The 25002-nt window shown below is 65.2% G+C and carries 25 protein-coding genes; 10 read left to right on the forward strand and 15 right to left on the reverse strand.

The features are described 5' to 3' along the window. Positions 1 to 22 precede the first annotated feature (22 nt). Positions 23 to 1363, reverse strand: a complete 1341-nt coding sequence (locus ACK6C6_RS22755) for a hypothetical protein (RefSeq protein WP_409269442.1) — start codon at positions 1361 to 1363, stop codon at positions 23 to 25. Positions 1364 to 1622: 259 nt separating this feature from the next. Between ACK6C6_RS22755 and ACK6C6_RS22760 the strand changes: the two genes are divergently transcribed. From ACK6C6_RS22760 to yacG, 4 genes are all read left to right on the forward strand, one after another. After that, positions 1623 to 2495 carry a prepilin peptidase gene (locus tag ACK6C6_RS22760; RefSeq protein WP_409269443.1) on the forward strand — a complete coding sequence of 291 codons (873 nt, stop codon included), beginning with the start codon at positions 1623 to 1625 and terminating at the stop codon, positions 2493 to 2495. Between the two features lies 1 nt (position 2496). Next, positions 2497 to 3120 carry a dephospho-CoA kinase gene (gene coaE / locus ACK6C6_RS22765; protein ID WP_409269444.1) on the forward strand — a complete coding sequence of 208 codons (624 nt, stop codon included), beginning with the start codon at positions 2497 to 2499 and terminating at the stop codon, positions 3118 to 3120. A 99-nt stretch (positions 3121 to 3219) separates the two neighbouring features. Continuing rightward, a complete protein-coding gene (zapD, locus tag ACK6C6_RS22770) occupies positions 3220 to 3975 on the forward strand; it encodes a cell division protein ZapD (RefSeq protein WP_209587917.1) in 756 nt (251 codons plus the stop codon). Positions 3976 to 3994: 19 nt separating this feature from the next. Further along, positions 3995 to 4177 (forward strand): DNA gyrase inhibitor YacG, encoded by a 183-nt coding sequence (gene yacG, locus ACK6C6_RS22775; RefSeq protein WP_036210894.1) that lies wholly within the window; start codon positions 3995 to 3997, stop codon positions 4175 to 4177. 25 nt (positions 4178 to 4202) lie between these two features. Here the strand turns inward: yacG and ACK6C6_RS22780 are convergent, their stop codons facing one another. Genes ACK6C6_RS22780 through argJ form a run of 3 tightly spaced genes read right to left on the reverse strand, consistent with a single transcriptional unit; the run spans position 4203 to position 6757 of the window. Next, on the reverse strand, positions 4203 to 4613 hold the full coding sequence (locus ACK6C6_RS22780) for an NUDIX domain-containing protein (RefSeq protein WP_409269445.1): 411 nt from the start codon (positions 4611 to 4613) through the stop codon (positions 4203 to 4205). Continuing rightward, positions 4606 to 5505, reverse strand: coding sequence for an ATP-binding protein (locus tag ACK6C6_RS22785; protein WP_209587915.1), 900 nt, complete (start codon positions 5503 to 5505; stop codon positions 4606 to 4608). Before ACK6C6_RS22785 ends, ACK6C6_RS22780 begins: the two co-directional genes overlap by 8 nt. Positions 5506 to 5518: 13 nt before the next feature. Continuing rightward, a complete protein-coding gene (gene argJ, locus ACK6C6_RS22790; RefSeq protein WP_409269447.1) occupies positions 5519 to 6757 on the reverse strand; it encodes a bifunctional glutamate N-acetyltransferase/amino-acid acetyltransferase ArgJ in 1239 nt (412 codons plus the stop codon). 344 nt (positions 6758 to 7101) lie between these two features. On the opposite strand from argJ, the gene ACK6C6_RS22795 reads away from it, so the two are divergent. The 3 genes from ACK6C6_RS22795 (at position 7102) to ACK6C6_RS22805 (ending at position 9979) form a co-directional block, all read left to right on the forward strand. Next, positions 7102 to 7833: a transglycosylase SLT domain-containing protein gene (locus ACK6C6_RS22795; RefSeq protein ID WP_209587913.1), complete on the forward strand. Its 732-nt coding sequence runs from the start codon at positions 7102 to 7104 to the stop codon at positions 7831 to 7833. Between the two features lie 39 nt (positions 7834 to 7872). Beyond that, positions 7873 to 8865: a peptidoglycan-binding protein gene (locus ACK6C6_RS22800; protein ID WP_409269449.1), complete on the forward strand. Its 993-nt coding sequence runs from the start codon at positions 7873 to 7875 to the stop codon at positions 8863 to 8865. 82 nt (positions 8866 to 8947) lie between these two features. Further along, complete coding sequence (locus tag ACK6C6_RS22805) at positions 8948 to 9979, forward strand: MerR family transcriptional regulator (RefSeq protein ID WP_409269450.1); 1032 nt, start codon at positions 8948 to 8950, stop codon at positions 9977 to 9979. 21 nt (positions 9980 to 10000) lie between these two features. Here ACK6C6_RS22805 and ACK6C6_RS22810 read toward each other — a convergent pair whose 3' ends face one another. Then, positions 10001 to 10486, reverse strand: a complete 486-nt coding sequence (locus ACK6C6_RS22810; RefSeq protein WP_036248250.1) for an Lrp/AsnC ligand binding domain-containing protein — start codon at positions 10484 to 10486, stop codon at positions 10001 to 10003. A gap of 111 nt (positions 10487 to 10597) precedes the next feature. Here ACK6C6_RS22810 and ACK6C6_RS22815 point away from each other — a divergent pair, with 111 nt between their 5' ends. Together ACK6C6_RS22815 and alr are read left to right on the forward strand one after the other, a co-directional pair. After that, complete coding sequence (locus ACK6C6_RS22815) at positions 10598 to 11887, forward strand: D-amino acid dehydrogenase (RefSeq protein WP_409269451.1); 1290 nt, start codon at positions 10598 to 10600, stop codon at positions 11885 to 11887. A gap of 19 nt (positions 11888 to 11906) precedes the next feature. Continuing rightward, positions 11907 to 12998, forward strand: coding sequence for an alanine racemase (gene alr / locus ACK6C6_RS22820; protein WP_409269453.1), 1092 nt, complete (start codon positions 11907 to 11909; stop codon positions 12996 to 12998). A gap of 151 nt (positions 12999 to 13149) precedes the next feature. Here the strand turns inward: alr and ACK6C6_RS22825 are convergent, their stop codons facing one another. Then, entirely contained in the window at positions 13150 to 13578 is a 429-nt protein-coding gene (locus ACK6C6_RS22825) for a response regulator (RefSeq protein WP_409269455.1), read from the reverse strand. A gap of 241 nt (positions 13579 to 13819) precedes the next feature. Beyond that, on the reverse strand, positions 13820 to 16603 hold the full coding sequence (gene secA, locus ACK6C6_RS22830) for a preprotein translocase subunit SecA (RefSeq protein WP_292042049.1): 2784 nt from the start codon (positions 16601 to 16603) through the stop codon (positions 13820 to 13822). 296 nt (positions 16604 to 16899) lie between these two features. Here secA and ACK6C6_RS22835 point away from each other — a divergent pair, with 296 nt between their 5' ends. After that, entirely contained in the window at positions 16900 to 17367 is a 468-nt protein-coding gene (locus ACK6C6_RS22835) for a DciA family protein (protein ID WP_409269458.1), read from the forward strand. A gap of 36 nt (positions 17368 to 17403) precedes the next feature. On the opposite strand, the gene lpxC is transcribed toward ACK6C6_RS22835, so the two are convergent. The 8 genes from lpxC to ACK6C6_RS22875 form a co-directional block, all read right to left on the reverse strand. Then, positions 17404 to 18339: a UDP-3-O-acyl-N-acetylglucosamine deacetylase gene (gene lpxC / locus ACK6C6_RS22840; RefSeq protein ID WP_027867860.1), complete on the reverse strand. Its 936-nt coding sequence runs from the start codon at positions 18337 to 18339 to the stop codon at positions 17404 to 17406. A gap of 49 nt (positions 18340 to 18388) precedes the next feature. After that, on the reverse strand, positions 18389 to 19231 hold the full coding sequence (locus ACK6C6_RS22845; RefSeq protein WP_409269708.1) for a DMT family transporter: 843 nt from the start codon (positions 19229 to 19231) through the stop codon (positions 18389 to 18391). 35 nt (positions 19232 to 19266) lie between these two features. Continuing rightward, positions 19267 to 19716 (reverse strand): GNAT family N-acetyltransferase, encoded by a 450-nt coding sequence (locus ACK6C6_RS22850; RefSeq protein WP_409269460.1) that lies wholly within the window; start codon positions 19714 to 19716, stop codon positions 19267 to 19269. Between the two features lie 48 nt (positions 19717 to 19764). Further along, positions 19765 to 20268: a peroxiredoxin gene (locus ACK6C6_RS22855; RefSeq protein ID WP_036210860.1), complete on the reverse strand. Its 504-nt coding sequence runs from the start codon at positions 20266 to 20268 to the stop codon at positions 19765 to 19767. A gap of 304 nt (positions 20269 to 20572) precedes the next feature. Continuing rightward, positions 20573 to 21769 carry a cell division protein FtsZ gene (ftsZ, locus tag ACK6C6_RS22860; protein ID WP_027867864.1) on the reverse strand — a complete coding sequence of 399 codons (1197 nt, stop codon included), beginning with the start codon at positions 21767 to 21769 and terminating at the stop codon, positions 20573 to 20575. Positions 21770 to 21947: 178 nt separating this feature from the next. Continuing rightward, complete coding sequence (ftsA, locus tag ACK6C6_RS22865; protein WP_209587903.1) at positions 21948 to 23180, reverse strand: cell division protein FtsA; 1233 nt, start codon at positions 23178 to 23180, stop codon at positions 21948 to 21950. A 13-nt stretch (positions 23181 to 23193) separates the two neighbouring features. Next, entirely contained in the window at positions 23194 to 24018 is an 825-nt protein-coding gene (locus ACK6C6_RS22870; protein WP_209587902.1) for a cell division protein FtsQ/DivIB, read from the reverse strand. 6 nt (positions 24019 to 24024) lie between these two features. Next, positions 24025 to 24999, reverse strand: coding sequence for a D-alanine--D-alanine ligase (locus tag ACK6C6_RS22875; protein ID WP_409269462.1), 975 nt, complete (start codon positions 24997 to 24999; stop codon positions 24025 to 24027). Between the last annotated feature and the right edge of the window lie 3 nt (positions 25000 to 25002).

The raw sequence follows: 25002 nt of genomic DNA on the forward strand, positions 1-25002 counted from the left end.
ACACGGCGCCCCGGGGCGGCGTTCAGCGCAGCGCCGCCTGCAACTGCCTTGCCATCCTTCCCACCAGCGCCCGCCACAGGTAGCCGCCCATCCTGAGCGGCCGGTGGCGGTCGGCCCCGCGCCGTCCCATGCGCTGCGGCAGGAAGAAGCGCCCGAATGTGGACAGCCCGCTGCGCCGCAGCGTCCAGAAGCAGCCGCCGGCATACACCGTGTCGAAGCCATCCTCGGAGCGCAGCAGCTGCAGTGCCGTTCCCGAAAACATCGCCACGTGGGCCGTCTGCTTTTCATCATCCATGCGCGGCTTCACGCGAAAACCGTGCCGGTAGGACAGCTCCACCGTCTGGCGCAGATCGGGCAGGTGCACGAGCAGGGGCCGCAGCGGCCCGGCCGTCTCGAGCAGGCGCGGCAGCACATGCATCGTGGTCGCGATGCGCTCGCGGTAGCGCGCGAAGGCCGCCTTCAGTTCCCCCAGCGAGGCCTGCGGCGGACGCGGCAGCGGCGGCGGGCGCTTGCGCCAGCACTCGGCCCAGTGCTCCAGCGCGCGCTCGTGCGCGGCCCCGAGCGTGCCGGGCGTGTCGCGCTGCAGGTCGATGCTGCTGCCCGGTGTGAGGAAGCGGATAACGCCGCGCAGGTTTTCCAGCCGCGACAGCTCGAGCAGCTCGGGCGGCGACAGCCTGCCGCCGTTGAGCCAGACGTTGTCCGCGCGGGCAAAGCGGGCGAAGGAGGCGATCGGCACCACCAGCCGGGGCCGGAAGTGCTCGACCTGCAGAGCCAGGCGCTCCACCGCCGCCCTGGCTGCCGCTTCGCGCACCGCAAACTGTTCCGGATTGCCGCACCAGCCCATGCTGCCGAAACCGGTGAGCAGCAGGTCGATGCGCGAGGCCGCCCGCCCGATGCGCGGCGCCGCCGCATGACAGGCGGCCTCGGTGGCCAGCGCCCGGTCGCCGAGCTTGAGGATGCTGCGGCCGCCGCAACTGATCAGGCAGGCGGAGTCGCCGTCGCCGTTGGCCAGGGCCGTGAGGCGCAGGTCGCCGGCCAGCGCCACGGTGACGCCGTCCGGGCATTCGCCCACCGGCAGGCGCTGGCGCCGCAGTTCCTCGCCGATGCGCATGTCGCGCCCGGGGCGGTAGAGGAAGGTGGCGATGCCGCGGAATTCGCTCCGGAAGCGCAGCAGGAAGGGCAGCGAGAAATGGTCGGGCTGGGCACGCGAGCACCATATATAGACGGGCACGCCGGCCGCATTGAGGATGTCGAGCAGGGCTGCATGGCTGGTAGTGCCGTCGACCAGGCTCCAGGCCTCGCCCAGCACCGCGCCTTCCAGCCATGGGTCGGACACCAGCAGGGCACCGTCGGTGCGGACCATGAAACAGGCATGGTTCAGGAAAGTAAATGTTGCGCGTGGCATCGCAGGCACCCAGGAGTCGCTCTATCAAGGTCCAGCGTAGCCGCGCGCCACGGAGCGGGCATGATCCCTCACAATCGTGCGCCGGGACGGCTTACCACAGCGCCACTCCCGGCGAGGTGCAGATGCTTCGCCAAATCACGGGAAACCTCTACAATAGGTTGATGTAAAGAATCTTTTCCTGCCATCTGCCCCTGCTTTCTGATCGGACCCTGCCGCCATGCCCATGGAATCCCTGCTGTTCGCCCCGCCGGCCACACTCAGCGCCACCCTGGTGGCCGCCCTGTTCGGACTGCTCGTCGGCAGTTTCCTGAACGTGGTCATCCACCGGATTCCGAAGATGATGCAGCGCGAATCCGACAACTACGTGGCGCAGGAAAGCGGCAAGGAGCCGCCGCATACCGACCGCTACAACCTGATGGTGCCACGTTCCGCCTGCCCGCACTGCGGCCACCAGATCACGGCGCTGGAAAACATCCCGGTCATCAGCTGGCTGGCCCTGCGCGGCAAGTGCCGCAAGTGCAAGGCACCGATCTCGGCGCGCTACCCGGCGGTCGAGCTCCTGACCGGCATCCTGGCGGGCGTGCTGGTGTGGACCTTCGGCAGCGGCCTGGCCGGCCTGGCGACCCTGCTGTTCCTGTTCCTGCTGGTGGCGATGACCTTCATCGACATCGACACCCAGCTGCTGCCGGACGACCTGACCTATCCGCTGCTGTGGGCCGGCCTGCTGGTGAACCTGCACGGCACCTTCGTGCCCCTGCAGGACGCCGTGGTCGGCGCCGCCGCCGGCTACCTGGTGCTGTGGTCGGTGTACTGGCTGTTCAAGCTCGTCACCGGCAAGGAAGGCATGGGCTACGGCGACTTCAAGCTGCTGGCGGCGCTCGGCGCCTGGCTCGGCTGGCAGATGCTGCCGACCATCATCCTGCTGTCTTCGGTGGTCGGCGCGATCGTCGGCATCAGCCTGATCGTGTTCGCCAAGCGCGGCCGCGACAAGCCGATTCCCTTCGGCCCCTACCTGGCGGCGGCCGGCCTGATCGCCCTGCTCTACGGCAGCGCCATCAGCGCCCAGTTGCAAGCCGTCGTGACCGGCTGAGATGGACGCCCCACATCAGCTCGCTTTCTCCGTCGGACTGACCGGCGGCATCGGCTGCGGCAAGAGCACCGTGGCCGACATGTTCGCGGCCCTCGGCGCCTCGGTCATCGATACCGACCAGATCGCCCACGCGCTCACCGCCCCGCACGGCGCGGCGATGCCGGCCCTGCTCGCCGAGTTCGGCGAGGACTTCGCCACCCCCGAGGGGGCGCTCGACCGGGCCAGGATGCGCGCCCTCGTGTTCAGCGACGCCACCGCGCGCGCCCGGCTCGAGGCCATCCTGCACCCGCGCATCCGCGACGCCACCGCGGCCGCGGCCGCCATCGCCAGCGGCGACTACGTGATCTTCGTCGTACCCCTCCTGATCGAATCGGGCACCTGGCGCGAGCGCGTCACCCGGGTGCTGGCGATCGACTGCCCCGAGGAGCTGCAGGTGGCGCGGGTGATGGCCCGCAGCGGCATTACAGAGGCACAGGTACGCGCCATCATGGCCGCCCAGGTCACCCGCGAACAGCGCCGCGCGGCGGCCGACGACATCATCGTCAACGACGACGGACTGGACGCTTTACGCCCGCAAGTCGAGATTTTGCACGCAATGTATTTATCCCAGAGCAAACGAACTTGAAAATCAATTGAATTAGGTCAATGCGGGATTTGTAATTTTGCGCAGCATGGTTCAGAATCACGGGGTTGCTCGCCAGCCTACATTCAGAGGAATGTCATTTTGATCGTCTACGAATATCCTTTCAACGAGCGGATTCGCACGTTGTTGCGGCTGGAAGATTTGTACGAGAAGTTCAAGTTCTTTGTGCAACAAGAGCACCCGATGCAGCACCACGTGGCCCTCGCCACGATCTTCGACATGCTGGAAGTGGCCGGCCGTGCCGACCTGAAGTCCGACCTGCTGCAGGAGCTCGAGCGCCAAAAGCAGAGCCTGCTGTCCTACCGCAGCAATCCCAATGTCGCCACCGAAACGCTCGACGCCGTGCTGGCCGAACTGGACGCCGTCAGCGGCGCGCTGGTAGCAAGCCAGGGCAAGACCGGCCAGAACGTGCGCGACAACGAATGGCTGATGAGCATCCGCGGCCGCACTATCATCCCGGGCGGCGCCTGCGAGTTCGACCTGCCCTCGTATTACGCCTGGCAGCACCGCCCCGCGCAGCAGCGCCAATCGGATATCATGGGCTGGTTCGCCCCGCTGGCGCCGCTGTTCGAGGCCCTGGCCCTGGTGCTGCGCCTGCTGCGCGATTCCGGTGGCCCGGCCAAGATGATCGCCGTGGGAGGCAGCTACCAGCAGATGCTGCAGGGAAAGGTCTACCAGATGCTGCGCCTGTCGATCGACGATTCGCTTGGCGCGATTCCCGAAATCTCGGCCAACAAGTATATGCTGTGGGTTCGCTTCACCACCCAGGACGGGGACTGCAAGCCGAAGGCGCTGGAAACGGACGTGCCCTTCAACCTGACCCTGTGTAATTTCTGATTCAACGATTGAGACGAAGATGACTGTTGTAGCCTGCCCGACCTGCGGCAAGAAGGTCGAATGGACCCCGGCGAACAAGTACCGCCCGTTCTGCTCGGAACGCTGCAAGCAGATCGACCTGGGCGCCTGGGCCGAAGAGAAGTACACGATTCCCGGCGCGTCCACCAGCGACCCGCAGGACGACAAGCCGACGGACGACTAGGACCGCCTGCGGCGGGCCTTCCGTCTTAGGCGAATCGCAGCTTGTCCAGCCACTCCAGCAAGGGTATCGTCGCCGGCAATAATGGACTGACGCTGTACCCGCCCTGCCATGCGAAGGCCTGCCCTTCCAGGCTTTGCGGCTCCCCTTCCCATTCGCGGCAGATGTAGAAATACAGGCGCACGTGCGCATGCTCGTACACGTGCTCGACGCAGCACCAGGCCTCGCCGCTGAGCGGGCGCACGCCCAGCTCCTCGACGAACTCGCGCTGCAGCGCGTGGAAGATGTCCTCGCCCGGTTCGACTTTCCCGCCCGGGAATTCCCAGTAGCCGGCATAGGGCTTGCCTTCCGGACGCTGGCCCAGCAGCACGTCGCCGTTGGGGCGCATCAGGATGCCGACCGCGACGTCGACCGGTTTTGCTTCTACTGCTTCACTCATTGGTTTCTTGATCCGGCAGCCTGCCGGCGTAGTCCTTCGCAAACTGCCACGCCACCCGGCCCGAACGCGAACCGCGTTGCAAGGCCCACTGCAGCGCCTCCGTCCTCGCCGATTCGATTCTCTCCGGCGTGCAGCCGAAGCTGGCCAGCCAGTGGGCGACGATGCCCAGGTAGTCGTCCTGCCTGAAGGGGTAGAAGGAGAGCCACAGGCCGAAGCGTTCCGACAGCGAGATCTTCTCTTCGACCGTCTCGCCCGGATGCAGGTCGCCGTCGTCGCCATGGGTGTAGCCGGCGTTGTCCGACATCTTTTCCGGCATCAGGTGGCGCCGGTTCGAGGTCGCGTAGATCAGCACATTGTCCGAAGCTGCTGCGATGCTGCCGTCGAGCGCCACCTTGAGCGCCTTGTAGCCCGCCTCGCCTTCTTCGAAGGACAGGTCGTCGCAGAAGATCACGAAGCGCTCGGGCCGTCCCGCCACCAGGTCGACGATGTCGGGCAAATCGGCCAGGTCGGCCTTGTCCACCTCGATCAGGCGCAGGCCCTGCTCGGCGAAGCCGTTCAGGCAGGCCTTGATCAGCGAGGACTTGCCGGTGCCGCGCGCACCGGTCAGCAGCACGTTGTTGGCCGGGCGGCGCAGCACGAACTGCTTCGTGTTCTGCTCGATCGCACGTTTCTGGGCGTCGACGTGCTGCAAATCCTCGAGCCGGATGGTCGAGGCGTGCAGCACCGGCGCCAGGTATTTGCCGCCACCGCCGGCGCCACCAGGGCGCTTGCGCCAGCGGAAGGCGAAACTGCGCTTCCAGTCCGGCTCGCGCGGCACCGCGGGCGGCAGCACCGCTTCGACCCGCGCCAGCAGGGCTTCGGCGCGGTGCAGGAACTGTTCCAGTGGCGTCACTCCCTTGCTCTCCTTACGAACGGTAGTCGGCGTTGATCGAGACGTAGTCGTGCGACAGGTCGCAGGTCCAGACGGTGGCGGTGGCGTCGCCGCGGCCGAGCGTCACGCGCACGGTGATCTCGGCCTGCTTCATCACGCGCTGGCCGTCCTCTTCCTTGTAGTCCGGGTTGCGCCCGCCCGCCTTGGCAACCCACACGTCGTCCAGGTAGAGATCCAGCTTGGTGGTATCCAGGTCGTCGACGCCAGCGTAGCCGATCGCGGCCAGGATGCGGCCCAGGTTCGGGTCCGAGGCGAAGAAGGCGGTCTTGACCAGCGGCGAGTGCGCGATCGAGTAGGCGATCTTGCGGCACTCTTCCACGCTCCCACCCTGCTCCACCGTGATGGTCATGAACTTGGTCGCGCCTTCGCCGTCGCGGATGATCTGCTGCGCCAGGTTGCGCGAGATGTCGGTCACGGCTTCCTTCAGCGCTTCGTAGTCCGCACCCGAGGCGGCATCGATGTTCAGGCTGCCCGCGCCGGTGGCGACGATGATGAAGGAGTCGTTGGTCGAGGTGTCGCCGTCGATGGTGATGCTGTTGAACGAGTGGTCGGCCGCGTGCTTCACCAGTTCGTCCAGCACCGGCTGCGCCACGCGCGCGTCGATCGCCAGGTAGCCCAGCATGGTCGCCATGTTCGGCTTGATCATGCCGGCGCCCTTGCTGATGCCGGTCATGGTAACAAGATGGCCGCCGATGGTGACGGTGCGCGAGGCGGCTTTCGGCTGGGTGTCGGTGGTCATGATCGCCTCGGCGGCGTTGAACCAGTTGTCCGCCTTCAGGTTCGACACGGCGGCCGGCAGGCCGGCGACGACCTTCTGGATCGGCAGCTGCTCGAGGATCACGCCGGTGGAGAACGGCAGCACCTGCTGGGCGTCCAGGCCGAGCAGCTTGGCTAGCTCGGCGCAGGTGGCCTGCGCGTTGGCCAGGCCCTGCTCGCCGGTGGCGGCGTTGGCGTTGCCGGTGTTGACCACCAGCGCGCGGATCGGCTTGCCGCCATTCGCGACGGCTGCCAGGTTGGCCTTGCTCACCTGGACCGGCGCGGCGCAGAAGCGGTTGGTGGTGAAGACGCCGGCCACGGTCGCACCTTCGGCCAGCTTCATCACGAGCAGGTCCTTGCGGTTGGGCTTCTTGATACCGGCTTCGGCAAAGCCGATCTCGATGCCGTTGACGGGTTTCAGGTCGGCTGCGACTGGCAGGGGGGAATTGACGGCCATGGCGATCTCTTAAAAGAAAAGATAGGTAATCCGATATTGTACTGCCAGCGGCGGCTAGGGCGAGCAGGCCTGTCCAGCCAGGGTGTCGCACCCGCTTTCATGCCGTGCGCATAAAGCGATAACCTCCGCTTACACCCTCTTAATCTGCGTGTATGGTCCGACTTTTAGTGGCGCATTGAGCACGATTCATTTCTGCCGAAATATTGTTTTAAATCAAGCCCTTACCGTTTCTCGATCCGGAGTATGCATATACTCGACAGGCCTGGAAACGGCATGTTGTTGCGTCCTTCCAGGCACCCTTCCGGCCCCGTGCCGGAGCTATTCAAACAACACTGGAGACAACAATGAAGCAAAGCGTCAAGCTGCGGCTGCTGGCCGCGCTATGTGCAGCAATCCTTGGAACGGCGGCAGCGCCGCTCGCGCTCGCCGACGGCAAGCAGGCTGAGCTGACCGTGTCGGCAAAGCAGTACAAGCAGTACTTCCGGGAAGCCTCGAACGAATTCGACGTGCCGGTCGAACTGCTGCAGTCGATCGCCTACGCCGAAACGCGCTGGCATCCGCACGTCCCCAAGGGGAAACTCAAGAAAAACGGCGAGCCCGAGGTCGAAGTCGAGTCGCATGAAGGCATGCCGATCAGCTACGGCATCATGGGCCTGCGCGACGACAATCATTTCGGCCACTCCTTGCGCGAAGGCGCGGCCCTGATCCGCGTCACGCCGGAGCAGGCCGCCTCGGACACGCGTTCCAACATCCGCGCCGCCGCCGCCCTGCTCGCCCACTACGGCGCCCGCAAGAACAAGGGCTTCCCGCTCGCGGACTGGGAAAGCGCGGTGGCCCGCTACAGCGGCATCCCGCAGCCCGAGATCGCGAAGATCTACAGCTACGAAGTCTTGACCGCGATTCGCCAGGGCCGGCGCAGCGACAAGTTCGAGATCGACCAGAAGCATGTCGAGATGGAGAAAGCCTACGGCAAGGAGCGGCTGCGCAAGCTGTCCGCGCGCCGCATCACCGTGGAAACCGGCACGCCCGATCCGAAGATTTCGGCGCCGGATTTCGTCGACACCCCGAACAAATAAGAACGAAGCAGAATACGGAGACAATCTATGAAAACCACAATGCGGTGCCTACTCGCAGGCCTGTGTTTCGTCGCGTCGGCCCAGCCGGCGCTTGCCTCGACCGACTATCCGCCGGCCATCTGGAACCCGGCCGCCAGCTGCAATTATTCCGCCCGCACCGCCTCGGTCAGCCACGTGACCGTGCACACCACCCAGGGCTCCTACGCCGGCTCGATCTCCTGGTTCCAGAACTGCAGCGCCGGCGTCAGCGCCCACTACGTGATCCGCTCCTCGGACGGCCAGGTGACGCAGATGGTGCGCGAGGCCGACAAGGCCTGGCACGTGGGGAACTCGAACGGCTACACCATCGGCATCGAGCACGAGGGCTACATCGCCAACCCGTCCGCCTGGTACACCACCGCGATGTACAACGCCTCGGCGGCGCTGACCAAGGACATCCTCACCTCGCGCGGCCTGGCGCAGAAGGTGTATGACGGCAGCAGCGGCTGGAGCGCCGTGCCCGCGGACTCGCTGTACAACGTCAAGGGCCACGTCAACTACGCCAGCCAGAGCCATACCGACCCGGGCTCGGGCTGGGACTGGCCGCGTTACAAATCGCTGGTGGCCGGCAGCGCCTCGGGCGGCGGCACCACCACCACCTGGCCGCTGGTCCAGTACGGGAACACGGGCGAGCGCGTGCGCACCATCCAGTATCTGCTGCAGCAATGGGGCTACACGCTCACCGTGAACGGCACGTTCGATACCACGACCCAGAACGCGGTGAAGAACTTCCAGTCCTCGCACGCCCTGGGCGCGGACGGCATCGTCGGCAACGCCACCTGGCCGGCGCTGACCATCCTCACCCAGCAGGGCGACTCGGGCGCCAAGGTGCGCGCGGTGCAGAGCCAGCTCAACGAGAGCGGCGCCGGCATCACGGTGGACGGCGCCTTCGGCCCGGCCACGGCGACCGCCGTGAAAAACTTCCAGACCTCGAAAGGATTGAGCGCCGACGGCGTCGTCGGCGACAACACCTGGAACAAGATGGTCTGGTAAGCAGGGGTGTGCGAAGATGCTTGACCCTCACGCAAGGTGAGGGTCCAGAGTAGCGCTACGCATGAAGACGGGGAGAAGCTCGATGTTGAAAGTGGGAGAACTCGCGGCGCGCGCCGGCCTGACGGTCCGCACACTGCACCATTACGACAGCATCGGGCTGCTCTCGCCTTCGGCGCGTTCCGATGCCGGCTACCGCCTCTACAACCGCGACGACGTGGCGCGCCTGCAGCAGATCCAGGCCCTGCGCGCGTTCGGCATGGCACTCAGCGACATCGGGGCTTACCTGGACAGTCCCGCCGCCTCGCCGCTGGCCATCGTCGAGCGCCAGCTCTCCAGCCTCGACCGGCAGATCGCGCAGGCGCGGCACATGCGCGAACAGCTGCTGCGCCTGCGCTCGCGCCTGACCGCCGGCGAGGAGACGGACCTGTCCATCTGGCTAACCACTCTGGAGCAGATGAACATGTACGAAAAACACTTTTCGAAGGAAGAACTGGCGCGGCTGCCGCTGTACCAGAACCCCGAGGCCCGGGCCGAATGGCAGGAACTGGTGCGCCACGACCAGTCGCTGATCGATCGCGGCGTCGCGCCGGATACGCGCGAGGCCAGGGCTTTCGCCGAGCGCTGGCTGGGCTGCGTGGAGCGCGACAGCGGCGGCGACCCCGCTTTCATCCTGCGCCTGACCGCGATGGCCGGACAGGATCCGGAAGCGCAGAAGGAGATGCGCTTGACGCCTGCGCTGCTGGCCTACATGCGCACGGCGATCGCCGAGCTGCGCTTCGTCATCTACGCGCGCTACCTGCCGGCGGAGACGATCGAGCGCATGCGCCGCCACGAAGCTTCTCACTCGGACGAATGGATCAAGCTGGCCATGGCGATCCGTGCATGCCTGCAGGCCGACCCGGAGGCGCGGTCGAGCGAGGCACTGGCGCTCACGCGGCGCTGGTTCGCGCTGTTCCACGATATGGTCGGCGACGATCCCGAGGTGGTGGCGCAATTCCGCCGCGCCGGCAGCCTTGAGCCCATGCTGCACCTGGGCACGGGGATCGGCGACGATGTGATCGGCTTCTTGCGCCTGGCCATGCAGAACATCCAGGCGCAGGCCGCCAAGGCGTAAGCGACAGGGACGCGGCGCTGTTCAGCGCGGAATCGACAGCGCCAGCGTTTCTTTCAGCTCTTCCATCACCACATAGCTCTTCGACTGGCCGGCATCCGCGACGTGCAGGATCTCGCCCAGCAGGCGGCGGTATTCCGACATTTCCGGAATGCGGGCCTTGATCAGGTAGTCGAAGTCACCAGATACGAGGTGGCACTCCATCACCTCGGGAATGCCGAGCATCGCGCGGCGGAAGCGGTCGAAGGCTTTTTCGGATTTCTGGTGCAGGGTGATTTCGACGAACACCAGGATCTGCAGGCCCATGGCCTGGGGATTGACGCGCGCATGGTAGCCGGAGATCACGCCGTCGCGCTCCATGCGCTTGACCCGTTCGATGCAGGGCGTCAGCGACAGCCCGACCTGCTCGGCCAGGTCTTTCATGACAATGCGCGCGTCGTCCTGGAGAATCGACAGGATGTGCAGGTCGATCTTGTCGAGGACGCGGTGGGAGTTCTTCTGAACGCGCATGAAGTTTCACTGAAAACGTGTGTAATAACAGGAACCATTATTTCACCACCACCTGTATCATGGCAATCTTTTCTAAATTTGGCTTCTTTTACTTCAGGAACTAGGCACATCATGCGCGTTCTCGTACTGGGCAGCGGCGTGGTCGGCGTGACCACCGCATACTATCTGGCCAAGGCAGGCCACGACGTCACCGTCATCGACCGTCAACCCGGCCCTGCCCTGGAGACGAGTTTTGCCAACGCCGGCCAGATCTCGCCGGGCTATGCCTCGCCCTGGGCGGCGCCGGGCATTCCGCTGAAGGCCGCGAAATGGCTGTTCCAGAAGCACGCGCCGCTGGCGATCCGCCCGGACGGCTCGCTGTTCCAGCTCCAGTGGATGTGGCAGATGTACCGCAACTGCACCGCCGACCGCTATGCCGTCAACAAGGAGCGCATGGTGCGCCTGGCCGAGTACAGCCGCGATTGCATCCGCGAACTGCGCGCCGACACCGGCATCGAATACGAAGGCCGCAGCCTGGGCACGATCCAGCTGTTCCGCACCCAGCAGCAGCTGGAAAGCGCCGGCAAGGACATCGAAGTCCTGAAGGACGCCGGCGTCGACTATGAACTGCTGCTCGGCCACGACCTCGGCAAGGCCGAGCCGGCGCTGGGCTCGCACGGCACCCTGGTGGGCGGACTGCGCCTGCCGAACGACGAGACCGGCGACTGCCAGATGTTCACCACCCGCCTGACCGCGATGGCGCGCGACCTGGGCGTGCGCTTCGAGTTCGATACAAGCATCCAGGCCCTCGACATCGCCGGCGACCAGATCACCGGCGTGCGCACCGACAAGGGCCTTCTCATGGCCGACCGCTACGTGCTGGCGCTGGGCAGCTACTCGCGCCTGCTGCTCAAGCACCAGTTCACGCTGCCGGTCTATCCGCTCAAGGGCTACTCGATCACCGTGCCGATCACGGACCCGAGCCGTGCGCCGGTGTCCACCATCCTGGACGAGACCTACAAGATCGCCGTCACCCGTTTCGAAGACCGCATCCGCGTGGGCGGCATGGCCGAGATCGCGGGCTACAGCCAGGTCCTGAACCCGGCGCGCCGCGAAACCCTGGAAATGGTGGTCAACGACCTGTTCCCGGGCGCCGGCGACACCCGCCAGGCATCCTTCTGGACCGGCCTGCGTCCGATGACGCCGGACAGCACCCCGGTGGTCGGCGCCACCCCGCTGCGCAACCTGTTCACCAACACCGGCCACGGCACCCTGGGCTGGACCATGGCCTGCGGCTCGGCCAGCGTCATCGCCGACCTGGTCAGCGGCAAGAAGCCGGCCATCCGCGCCGACGACCTGGCGGTGTTCCGCTACGCCGGCACCGCGCAGCGCGGTGCTTCGCCCGAACTGGTCAAGGCCTGACGCGCCGATGGTGGATTCTGTGGATGCGTCCCGCGCCGGGGCGCGGCTGACGGTCGACCTGGGCGCGATCCGTGACAATTACCGGCTGCTGGCCGGGAAGACCCAAGGCGCCTGCGCGGCCGTCATGAAGGCCGACGCCTACGGGCTCGGCATGGAACAGGTGGCGCCCGCACTGGCCCTGGAAGGCTGCAAGACCTTCTTCACCGCCCACCTCGAGGAAGGCATCCGCCTGCGCCAGCTGGTGCCCGAGGATTGCGCGATCTACGTGCTGCATGGGCCGCCGCCGGGCACAGCGAAGGACTGCTTCCAGTACGACCTGCGGCCGGTGCTGAACGATCCCGGGCAAATCCAGGAATGGCGCGCGCTGGCGCGCACCCTCGACCGCGAGCTGCCGGCCGCGATCCAGCTGGACACCGGCATGTCGCGCATGGGACTGGCGCCGGAAGACCTGCTGACGCTCTCCAGGGACCGCGACTGGCTCGCGGGCGTGCGCCCTGCCCTCGTGATGAGCCACCTGGCCTGCGCGGACGAGCCCCTGCACCCCTTGAACGAGGCGCAGCGCCGCCGCTTCGAGGAGCTGCGCCAGCTGTTCCCGGGCGTACCGGCCAGCCTGGCCAATTCCTCGGGCGTGTTCCTGGGTTCCGCCTACCACTACGACCTGCTGCGCCCCGGTGCGGCCCTGTATGGCATCAATCCGCAGCCGGGCATGCCGAATCCGCTCAGGCAGGCGGTATCGCTGCATGCGCGCGTGGTGCAGGTGCGCAGCGTGTGCGAGGGCGCCGTGGTGGGCTACGGCGCGCACCATGCCTGCACCGCCGAGCAGCGCATCGCCACCATTGCCGTGGGCTATGCCGACGGCTGGCTCCGTTCGCTGTCGGGACGCGGCTTTGCCTTCGTGGACGGCGTCAAGGTGCCGATCGCGGGGCGGGTGTCGATGGACAGCACCACGCTGGACGTGACCGGGATTGCGCCGGAGCGCGTGGCGCCGGGTTCGGAAGTCGAGCTGATGGGTGCGCACCAGCCGGTGGACGAGGTGGCAGCGCTGGCCGGGACGATCGGGTATGAAGTGCTGACGCGCCTGGGCAGCCGCTTCTATCGGCGCTACGTCTGAACGCCGTTCGCCCGAGCGCACTTGTCCAGTTCGTCGGCGAGGTAACGCTGCAGTTCTTCCGGCGGCATCCACACTCCCCTCGCCGACAGGGGCAGGAAGACCGCGACTGACATCCAGCCTTCCGCCACGGCGGGCAGCCAGGCTGCATGCCTCATCTCCGCGTATCAAAAGCCTCAAAATGGTCGCGCAGCAAGGTAAAAACCTGATCGAATGAAACCGGCTTGACCAGGTGAACGTCAAACCCGACCTCCAGAGACTTACTGACGGTTCTTGCGTCATTCCAACCACTCACAGCGACAAGAAATGGTTGAGTCCACGTACCAGATCTGATCGCTTGGGCCAGGTCGTGGCCGCTGAGCCCGGGCATTCCGATGTCAGAAAAAATTACGTGCGGAGAATAGCCCTGAATTACTTTAAGTGCATCTGTTGCTGAATAGACAGTTTGAACATCATAGCCCAACGATAAAATTACAGTGGAAAACAGCTGTGCCAAGTCCTCGTTGTCATCGACAACCAGAACTCGGCCTTGTGGCAGAGGTATCACGACGCGCGGGCCTATGAGTGCGGCGGACCAGGGCACGGCGCGAGAGGAGGAGAGGCTATCTGAGTCAGATAGGAAAGAGGACCACCAGACTAATACAGATTGCTTCAGACCGCGCGCGGATGAATGCCTGCTTTCACCACGGTCCGTTGCTGGTCCCAGGCTGTCGCGACAGCCTCACCTACCTCTCCATTGACCGCACGAACAATCATGTTCGAACGAAAAAAACGGCCGGGTTTTCACCCGGCCGTTTTACTTGACACTCGATACTTGCAGCAGCTTATGCCAGCTTGCCGTGGCAGGCCTTGAACTTCTTGCCGCTGCCGCACGGGCACGGATCGTTGCGGCCGACCTTCATGCCCAGGTAGGTGTTGTGGTCTTCCGCCGCCACCGCCGCCGAATCGGCGCGCACCGGGTTCGGGTTGAGCAGCTCTTCCGGCGCTGCCGACGGATTGAAGTCGGCGTGCTGGAAGTTGATGTTTTCCAGCTGCGCCACCTGCGCCGCCATCGCCGCTTCGGCCGCTTCCACTTCCTCGCGGGTCTGGATACGGACCGTCATGACGGTGCGGATCACTTCGTTCTTGATACGGTCCAGCATGTCGCTGAACAGCTCGAAGGCTTCGCGCTTGTATTCCTGCTTCGGGTTCTTCTGGGCGTAGCCGCGCAGGTGGATGCCCTGGCGCAGGTGGTCCAGCGCCGCGAGGTGTTCGCGCCAGTGGGTGTCCAGGCTCTGCAGCATGACGTTGCGCTCGAAGCCGCCGAAGGATTCCTTGCCGACCACCGCCACCTTGGTGTCGTAGGACTCCGCGGCCGCCTTCAGCACGTGCTCGAGGATGTCGTCGTCGTTCAGGTTCGGCTCGTCGACCAGCATCTTCTGCAGCGGCAGGCTCAGGCCCCACTCCGCGGCCAGCACCGATTCCAGCGACGGGATGTCCCACTGCTCCTCGACCGACTCGGCCGGGACGTACTGGCGCACCAGGTCGGTGAACACGCCCACGCGCAGCGAAGCGATCAGCTCGGCCATGTCGACCGATTCCAGCAGTTCGTTACGCTGGGTGTAGATCACCTTGCGCTGGTCGTTGGCGACGTCGTCGTACTCCAGCAGCTGCTTGCGGATGTCGAAGTTGCGGGCCTCGACCTTGCGCTGGGCGGTCTCGATCGAGCGGGTCACGATGCCCGCCTCGATCGGCTCGCCTTCCGGCATCTTCAGGCGTTCCATGATCGCGCGCACGCGGTCGCCGGCGAAGATGCGCAGCAGCGGGTCGTCCAGGCACAGGTAGAAGCGCGAGGAGCCCGGGTCGCCCTGGCGGCCCGAACGGCCGCGCAGCTGGTTGTCGACCCGGCGCGACTCGTGGCGCTCGGTACCGATGATGTGCAGGCCGCCGGCGCCCACCACGTGGTCGTGCAGCGACTGCCATTCGTCGCGCAGCACCTTGGACTGCGCTTCCTTGTCGGCGTCCGACAGCGCGTCGTTGGCTTCGATCAGCTGGATCTGCTTCTCGACGTTGCCGCCCAGGACGATGTCGGTACCGCGGCCCGCCATGTTGGTGGCGATGGTGATCATCTTCGGACGGCCCGCCTGCGCGATGATTTCCGCCTCGCGTGCGTGCTGCTTGGCGTTCAGCACGTTGTGCGGCAGGTTCGCCTTGTTCAGGATGCCGGACAGCAGTTCCGAGTTCTCGATCGAGGTGGTACCCACGAGCACCGGCTGGCCGCGCTCGTAGCAGTCACGGATGTCGTTGAGCATCGCGTTGTACTTCTCTTCGGCCGACTTGTACACCTGGTCCTGGCGGTCCTTGCGCTGCGACGGCTTGTTCGGCGGGACGACGACGGTCTCGAGGCCGTAGATTTCCTGGAATTCGTAGGCTTCGGTGTCGGCCGTACCGGTCATGCCGGCCAGCTTGCTGTACATGCGGAAGTAGTTCTGGAAGGTGATCGAGGCCAGGGTCTGGTTCTCGTTCTGGATGCGCACGCCTTCCTTGGCTTCCACGGCCTGGTGCAGGCCGTCGGACCAGCGGCGGCCCGTCATCAGGCGGCCGGTGAATTCGTCGACGATCACCACCTCGTTGTTCTGCACCACGTAGTGCTGGTCCTTGTGGTACAGGACGTGGGCGCGCAGCGCCGCGTACAGGTGGTGGATCAGGGTGATGTTGGCGGCGTCGTACAGCGAAGCGCCTTCCGGCAGCAGGCCCCATTCTGTCAGGATGGCCTCGGCCTTTTCGTGACCGGCTTCGGTCAGCAGCACGGTGTGCGCCTTCTCGTCCTTGGTATAGTCGCCCGGGACTTCGATCTTGCCCTTGCCGTCCGGGGTCTCTTCGCCGATCTGCTGGGTCAGCAGCGGCGGCAGCGCGTTCAGGCGGTGGTACAGGTCGGTGTGGTTCTCGGCCTGGCCGGAGATGATCAGGGGGGTACGGGCTTCGTCGATCAGGATCGAGTCGACCTCGTCGACCACCGAGAAGTTCAGGCTGCGCTGCACGCGTTCGCGCACGTCGTAGACCATGTTGTCGCGCAGGTAGTCGAAGCCGAATTCGTTGTTGGTGCCGTAGGTGATGTCCGAGGCGTAGGCCTTCTGCTTGCTGTCGTGGTCGAGCTGCGACAGGTTGACGCCGGTCGTGAGGCCGAGCCAGCCGTACAGGCGGCCCATCGATTCGGCGTCGCGCTGGGCCAGGTAATCGTTGACCGTAATGACGTGCACGCCCTTGCCGGACAGGCCGTTCAGGTAGACCGGCAGGGTCGCCATCAGGGTCTTGCCCTCACCGGTGCCCATTTCGGCGATCTTGCCCTCGTGCAGGACCATGCCGCCGATCAGCTGGACATCGAAATGGCGCATCTTCATGACGCGCTTGGCGGCTTCGCGGCAGACCGCGAAGGCTTCCGGCAGGATGTCGTCGAGCGTCGCGCCCTTGGCCAGGCGGTCCTTGAATTCGGGCGTCTTGGCTTGCAGTTCGGCGTCAGACAGCTTTTCCATCTGGGGCTCGAGCGCGTTGATCTGACGCACGGTCTTTTGGTATTGCTTGAGCAGACGCTGGTTACGGCTGCCGAAAATCTGGGTCAGGAATGACATTGCTGTGTTCTAGAAAATTACGCCGCAAAAAGAGCCAGGGGTGGCTTGTACATACTAGCCGCCGCAGACCGCCTATGGCAAAAAGCTACTGATTTTATCATGCGATCCGGCCACACTTGGGGTCATTGGGCAGGATAACAAGGCTGCTGAACAGCAGAATGTTATCAAATTGCACTGCGCGTGGACCACGCGCCACGTTCCCGGGGCCCTTCGCCCGCGCACGGGCGGCGAATATGGTATGTTGCGGGCATAGCGAACCCGCTCTTCTTCTCCCTTTTTCCTGTCCCTGTTTACCAGTGCATATCTACGGTACCAAGAACCGGCAGACCTCGATCGTCGCGACGGATTTCCTGCGCAAGAACGACCGCATGGCCAGCCTCCTGCCCGCCGCGATGCGGATGGCGCGCCTGCAGTCCGACTGCGCCGCCATCCTGCCCGTCATGGCCGGCAATACCGACGTGATCTCGTTCCAGGAAGGGGTGCTGGTGCTGGCCGTGCCGAGTTCGGCCGTCGCGGCAAGGATGAAGCAGATGCTGCCCAAGCTGCAGTCGGCGCTGGCGCAGCGTGGCTGGGCGGTGGAATCGGTCAAGCTGAAGGTGCAGGTGGCGCGTGCCATGCCGGACGACAAGCCGCAGATGCGCACCCTGGAGCTGCCGAAGACAGCGGTGCAGGCCTTCGAGGAACTGGCCGAGTCGCTGGAGGACAGCAGCCAGAACAAGGATCTGGTGGCGGCCCTGCGCAGGCTGGCCGAGAAACGGAAATAGTGCACGCGTGCCGGCAGCCGGTGTGCACCACAAACATTACATTTGCGCCCACTCCCGCGTCATTTGCCGCAGGTAGGACGGCGGCGCCTCGCTCAGAGAATCGAACTCCACCCACTCGTAGGCATCCGGCGTCGCCAACAGCTTGCGCAGCAGTTCGTTGTTGAGCGCATGGCCCGACTTGTGGGCCGTGTAGCTGGCCAGCAGCGGGTGGCCGACGATGTACAAGTCGCCGATCGCGTCGAGGATCTTGTGGCGCACGAACTCGTCCTCGTAGCGCAGCCCGTCCGCATTCAGGATGCGGTACTCGTCCATCACGATCGCGTTCTCCAGCGAACCGCCGCGCGCTAGGCCCATGCCGCGCAGGGTTTCCACGTCCTGCATGAAGCCGAAGGTGCGCGCCCGCGCCACGTCGTGCACGTAGGAGACGTCGCCGAAATCCACCGAGGCGCGCTGCATGGTGCCGTCCACGGCCGGGTGGTTGAATTCGATGAAGAAGTCGAGCTTGAAGCCGTCGTAGGGAGACAGGCGCGCCCACTTCTCGTTCTTGCCCTCGCCCTGGCGGATCTCGACGTCCTTCAGCACGCGGATGAACCGCTTCGGCGCGTCCTGCTCTTCCAGGCCGGCCTGCTGCAGCAGGAACACGAAGGAAGCCGCCGAGCCGTCCATGATCGGGATCTCTTCGGCCGTCACGTCCACGGTCAGGTTGTCGATGCCGAGGCCGGCGCAGGCCGACATTAGGTGCTCGACGGTGGAGACGCGCGCGTTATCCTTGATCAAGACCGTGGCCATGCGGGTCTCGCCGACCACGTCGGCCGCGCTCGGAATGGCGACGATGGGGTCGTAATCGACGCGGCGGAAGGTGATGCCGGCGCCCGGCGGCGCCGGACGCAGGGTCAGTTCGACCTTGGTGCCCGAATGGACGCCGACACCGGTGGTGCGGACGACCTGTTTGATGGTTCGTTGTTTCAGCATCCGGCGATTATAGCCCAGCGCTTATTGGCCCGCTGAGGCCATGCCGTCCTTACGGATGATCCGACTCCACGTGCACTTTTTCGTGGCGAATCAGATACATACCGCTGCCGATGATGATCGCCGCGCCCACCACCGTCCAGCCGTCCGGCAGGGTTTGCCACAGCATCCAGTCGATGCCGACCGCCCAGGCCAGGGCCGTGTACTCGAAGGGCGCCACGCTCGAGGCATCCCCCTTGGCGAAGGCTTCGGTGATGGCCAGCTGGCCGATGAAGCCGCTCAAGGCCAGGCCCAGCAACAGCGGGATATCGCTCATCCGCATCGCGACCCAGCCCGGCGCCGCCAGCAAGCCGGCGCCGATCGACATCATGACCATCAGCCAGAACACCATGTGCTCGCTGCGGTCGGTCCTGGCCAGGATGCCGACCGTGATCGCCGAGACCGCATACATCGCGGCCGCCCCCAGCACGGCCAGGCCGCCGATGGTGAGGAAGCCGGCGCCGCTCGGGCGCAGCACCACCAGCACGCCGCACAGTCCAACCCCGATGGCGATCCAGCGAGGTACGTCGACGCGCTCCTTCAGGAACCATACGGAGAGCGCTGTGATGATCGCCGGCGCGATGAAGAAGATCGTGTAGGCCTCGGCCAGCGACAGCTTGCGGATGCCGAAGGCGAAGAAGCTGAGCATGGCGATGCCGAGCACCGCGCGCAGGATATGCAGCGGCCAGCGAATGCGGAAGATGTCGCCGTAGCCGACCTTGATGCCGACGTAGACGACGATCAGCGGCAACGAGGTGAGCGAGCGCAGCGCGGCCACCTGGATCGCCGGGTAACGCTGCGAGAGTAGCTTCATCACCGTGTCCATCAGCGCGAACATGAACACGGCCAGCACCATCGCGTAGATGCTGTACAGGTTGCCGGCGGGCCGCTTCACAAGTGCTTTTCCATGAACAGGCTCAAGGGGTCGGGCCGGTAGTCGCCGAAGGCGTCGCGGCGCACGAAGCCCATCCGCTCGTACAGGGCGAGCGCTTCCGGCTGGTGGATGCCGGTTTCCAGCCTCAGGACCTGCAGTCCCGACATGCGCGCGAACATCACCAATTGCTCCAGCAGCTTGCTGCCGATGCCGCGGCCGCGGCCTGCTTCCTCGACATACATGCGTTTGACTTCGCCATAGGCGCCGCGATTGGCGAGCGCCGCGCAGCCGACCGCCGCTCCCGTCACGTCGCGCGCGACCAGGAACAGCACGTCGCCGGCCAGCAGCGAGGCAATGTCCATCAGGTGGTTGGACTCAAGCGGGTACAGCGCCGCGCAGTAGGCGTCGAGCTGGTCCAGCATGGCCCGCACTTCGGGCTGGTCAGGAGATTCGGCGTTGATGATCATGATTGAAAAACGGCGCCGCAGCGCCGTTTGCACAGGGTAGCGGGCAGTTTAGCCCAGTTGTTCCAGCATCTTTTCGGCGCTCGAGACTTCGAAGCCGGCGGTTTCCACGTTCAGCTGCTTGACGACGCCGTCTTCGACCAGCATCGAGTAGCGCTTGCAGCGGGTGCCCATGCCGTGCTTCGAGAAGTCGGCATCCAGGCCCAGGGCCTTGGAGTAGTCGGCGTTACCGTCGGCCATCATGCGCACGATGCCGGTGGCCTTCTGGTCGCGGCCCCAGGCGCCCATCACGAAGGCGTCGTTCACCGAGATGCACCAGATCTCGTCCACGCCCTTGGCCTTCAGTGCCTCGGCATTCTTCACGAAACCCGGCACGTGCTGGGCCGAGCAGGTCGGGGTGTAGGCGCCCGGCAGGCCGAAGATGACGATCTTCTTGCCCTTCGCCAGTTCAGCAACCTGGAAGGTGTTCGGGCCCAGCGAGCAGCCGGCGGTTTCGGTTTCGATGAATTCCGACAGGGTGCCTTCCGGCAGGCGGTCGCCGATCTGGATGGTCATGGGTGTGCTCCTTCAGTTTTGAGAATCTGGCAATTATCGCCGATGTGGCGGGAGCGTGCAGAAGATGCGCTGCGATTCCTTTCTTTTGACCACCAGCCCGAAGTCCGTCATCCCGGCGCAGGCCGGGATCCAATTTTGCGTGCACCGAGCTACCGCATGCGTTATTGGCTGCGGAACGGAATTGGATTCCGGCCTTCGCCGGAATGACGGTTCAACGGTTGCCGGCGAATAGAGACGAAGTAGTGCGCACGCCAAAAGAAAAAGGCCAGCTTGCGCTGGCCTCTGGAGTCCGACTCAGACTGAATCAGTCAGCCTGCTTGCGCAGGAAGGCCGGGATGTCGTAGGTCTCGACGCCGTTGCGCTGCATCGCCTGCACCTGCTCCGATGCCTGCTCGCGGCGCCACACGGCCGGCTGCTTCATGCCGCCCATGGCGTCGCCGCCTGCGTGGCCCATGGTCAGGCCGCCGGCCACGGTCGAGGCGCCAGCCATCACCGGGGCGTTGTAGGTGCCGGTCTTGAGCATCTGCTGCGGCTGCACCAGTTGCATCTTCTTGTTCTTGCCCAGGCCGGTCGCGACCACGGTCACGCGCAGCTCGTCGCCCATCGCGTCGTCGTAGGCGATACCCTGTGCGATCGAGGCGTCCGGCGCCGCGAAGGCGCGTACGGCGGCCATGACTTCCTTGATCTCCTTGCCCTTCAGGCCACGGCTTGCGGTCACGTTGACCAGCACGCCCTTGGCGCCCGACAGGTCGATGCCGTCCAGCAGCGGCGACGCCACGGCCTGCTCGGCGGCGATGCGCGCACGGTCCACGCCCGACGCGGTCGCGGTGCCCATCATGGCCTTGCCCTGCTCGCTCATGATGGTCTTCACGTCGTTGAAGTCGACGTTGATGTGGCCCGGCACGTTGATGATCTCGGCGATACCGGCGACGGCGTTGTTCAGGACGTCGTCGGCGTGCTTCATCCAGTCGAGCATCGATTCGTCTTCGTAGATGTCTTCCAGCTTTTCATTGAGGATGACGATCAGGGAGTCGACGTGCTTGGTCAGCTCTTCCAGGCCCGCTTCGGCGACCTGCATGCACTTGTCGCCTTCGTAGGAGAACGGCTTGGAGACCACGGCAACGGTCAGTGCGCCCATGGTCTTGGCCACTTCGGCGACGATCGGCGCGGCGCCGGTGCCGGTGCCGCCGCCCATGCCGGCGGCGATGAAGACCATGTGCGCGCCGCGCAGCGCATCTTCGATGCGCGAACGCGACTGCTCGGCGAGCTGGCGGCCCACTTCCGGACGCATGCCCGCGCCCAGGCCGGACTCGCCGATCTGGATGATGTTGTTTGCGCTCGAAACGGCAAGTGCCTGCGCATCCGTGTTTGCGGCGATGAACTCGACACCGGACACACCCTTGTTGATCATGTGCTGAACCGCGTTGCCGCCGGCGCCGCCGACGCCGACAACTTTGATAACGGTTCCCAGTGCTGCGTTATCGACCATATCGAACTCCATATCGAACTCCCAATTTTCAAGTTGCCGCTTCCGTTTCAAGACTGGTGCCAGGCCCCTGGCAGAGCCTTGAAACCGGAAGTAGCGATTGTATTTAAAAAACCTTTACCCGTGAACGCTTTGTTGCTGACGTACTGAAAAAATTCACGCCTTGCCCGACTGTTAATCCCTGCTCTCGCTTTTAGAAGTTCCCCGCTATCCATTCCTTCATGCGCTGCCACACTGCCTTCACCGAACCATCCTGACGCGTGACGATGTGTCCGCGCAGGTACTGCTTCTTCGCTTCCAGCAGCAGGCCGAGCACCGTGGCGTAGCGTGGGCTGCGCACGACGTCGGCCAGCTGGCCGCGGTAATCCGGCGTGCCGAGGCGCGCCGGTTTGAGGAAAATGTCTTCGGCCATCTCGATCATGCCCGGCATGATCGAGCTGCCGCCGGTGAGCACGATGCCCGACGAGAGCACGCCCTCGTAGCCCGACTCGCGCACCACCGTGTGCACCATCGCGAACAGCTCTTCGACGCGCGGCTCGATCACGGCCGCCAGCGCCTGGCGCGACAGGGCGCGCGGCCCGCGGTCGCCCAGCCCCGGCACCTCGAGCGTCTCGCCCGGGTCGGCCAGCACCTGCTTGGCCACGCCGTAGCGGATCTTGATGTCCTCGGCCTCGCCGGTCGGCGTGCGCAGCGCCATCGCGATGTCGCTGGTGATCTGGTCGCCGGCGATCGGCAGCACGGCGGTGTGGCGGATCGCGCCATCCGCGTACACGGCGATGTCGGTGGTGCCGCCGCCGATGTCGATCAGGACCACGCCCAGTTCCTTTTCGTCGACCGTCAGCACGGAGTCGGCCGAGGCAATCGGCTGCAGGATCAGGTCCGAAACCTCGAGCCCGCAACGGCGCACGCACTTTACAATATTCTGGACCGCGGATACCGCACCGGTGACGATGTGCACGCGCACTTCCAGGCGGATGCCGCTCATGCCGATCGGCTCGCGCACGTCTTCCTGGTTGTCGACGATGAATTCCTGCGGCACCGTGTGCAGCAACTGCTGGTCGGTCGGGATGTTGACCGCCTTGGCGGTCTCGATCACGCGCGCCACGTCGGTGGCGGTGACTTCCTTGTCCTTGATTGCAACCATGCCGCTCGAATTGAACGAACGGATATGGCTGCCGGCGATGCCAGCATAGACGTTGCGGATCTTGCAGTCGGCCATCAGCTCCGCTTCCTCGAGTGCGCGCTGGATCGACTCGACGGTGGCCTCGATGTTCACGACCACGCCCTTCTTCAATCCTTTCGACTCGTGCTGACCGAGGCCGATCACCTCGTGGCGTCCGTCGGACATCACTTCGGCCACGACCGCCACCACCTTCGAGGTGCCGATGTCGAGGCCGACGATCAGGTTCTTCGCGTCTTTAGTCATTGCTGTTGCCTGCTTATGTTTGCTTGGTTGTTTTGTTGGGTTGATTCGGTTTTTTCTTTGCCGGCTTCACCGGCTTGGTGACGTCATCCGGCACCGCCAGCGCCGCCGAGGACAGCGCCAGACCGTTCGGGTAGCGCATGTCGATGGTGTCGATGCGCCCTTCCTGCAGCCGCGCGACCAGCTGCGGGTAGACGCCCACCAGCCGCTGCACGCGCTTCTTCAGCGTGTCCTTGTCCTGCTCGCGCCCCAGGGCCACGCTCATGCCGTTGTCCAGCTTCACGGTCCAGGCATACCGGTCGGACAGCGACAGCGCCATCGGCGCCAGCTGTACCGGCGCAAACAGCGAACGCAGTTCGGTGAAGCGGGCCAGCACTTCCTTCTCGCTGCCGCGCGGGCCGCTGAAGGCCGGCAGCTCGTGGTCGTCGTCGGCCTCGGCCAGGTTGGCGGTAAACACGTCGCCCTTGACCGACAGCAGGCGGCCATCCTCGCCCCAGGTGCCGAGCGCCTCGTGCTCTTCCACCTCGACGATCAGCTGGTCCGGCCATTCGCGGCGCACGGTGGCGCGCCGCACCCAGGGCACGGTCTCGAACGTCGCCCGCACCCCTTCCAGGTCCGTGGTGAAGAAGTTGCCGCGGATCTTGCCGATCACGCCGTTGCGCACCGTGAGTTCGTTCACGTGGCGCAGCGGCAGCTGGTACATGCTTTCCACCGTCACCGCGCGCAGCGAGAACATGGGGAGCTGCGACAGCCACCACACGCCGGACCCGATACAGGCGAGCACCACCAGCGCCACCAGGCTGCTGGCGGTTGCGTTGAGGGCGCGGACGTCATGCCACATGCGTTCTTATCCCTCTACCTTCTTCGCCATTTTCAGGCGGGCGGAGGCCAGGATCTCCAGGCACAGGTCCTCGTAGCCGATGCCCACCGCGCGCGCGGCCATCGGCACCAGCGAGTGCGAGGTCATGCCCGGCGAGGTGTTCACTTCCAGCAGGAAGGGACGCATGTCTTCCTTGCGCACCAGCACGTCGATCCGGCCCCAGCCCTCGCAGCCGAGCGCGCGGTAGGCGTTCACGGCGTGGCGCTGGATCTCTTCCGTCAGGGCCGCATCCAGCGGCGCCGGGCAGTGGTACTGGGTGTCGTCGGTGAAGTACTTGTTCTGGTAGTCGTAGTTGCCTTCCGGGGCCACAATCTCGACGATCGGCAGGGCGCGAGCTAGCTTGCCGGTGCCCAGCACGGCGACGGTGAACTCGCGCCCGGTGACGAATTCCTCGGCCAGCACCACCGGGTCGAAGCCGATGGCCAGGTCCACGGCGGCCTTCAGCTCGTCGGCCTTGTTTACCTTGGTGATGCCGATGGTCGACCCTTCGAGCGGCGGCTTGACGATCATCGGCAGGCCGAGCGCGACCAGGACTTCGTCGAGGTCGGTGGACGGATCGATCGCCATGTAGTCCGGCGTCGGGATCTCGTCCATCTTCCAGATCTTCTTGGTGGTGATCTTGTCCATGCCGACCGCGGACGCCATCACGCCGCTTCCGGTATAGGGAATGCCGAGCTGCTCAAGCGCGCCCTGCAGGCTGCCGTCCTCGCCGTAGCGGCCGTGCAGCGCGATGAAGACACGGTCGAACTTCTGCTCGGCCAGTTCGGCCAGGCTCTGGGTGCCCGGGTCGAAGGGGTGGGCATCGACGCCGCGCGATTTCAGGGCGTTCAGGACGCCGGTGCCGGACATGATCGACACGTCGCGTTCGGCGGAGCGGCCGCCGAACAGCACGCCGACCTTGCCGAAGGATGCCGGATCAAAGGTGGGAGTAGTTACGTTCACGAT

The organism is Massilia sp. BHUDP2 (genome assembly GCF_046236355.1).
GTDB classification, from domain to species: Bacteria; Pseudomonadota; Gammaproteobacteria; order Burkholderiales; family Burkholderiaceae_D; genus Telluria; species Telluria varians.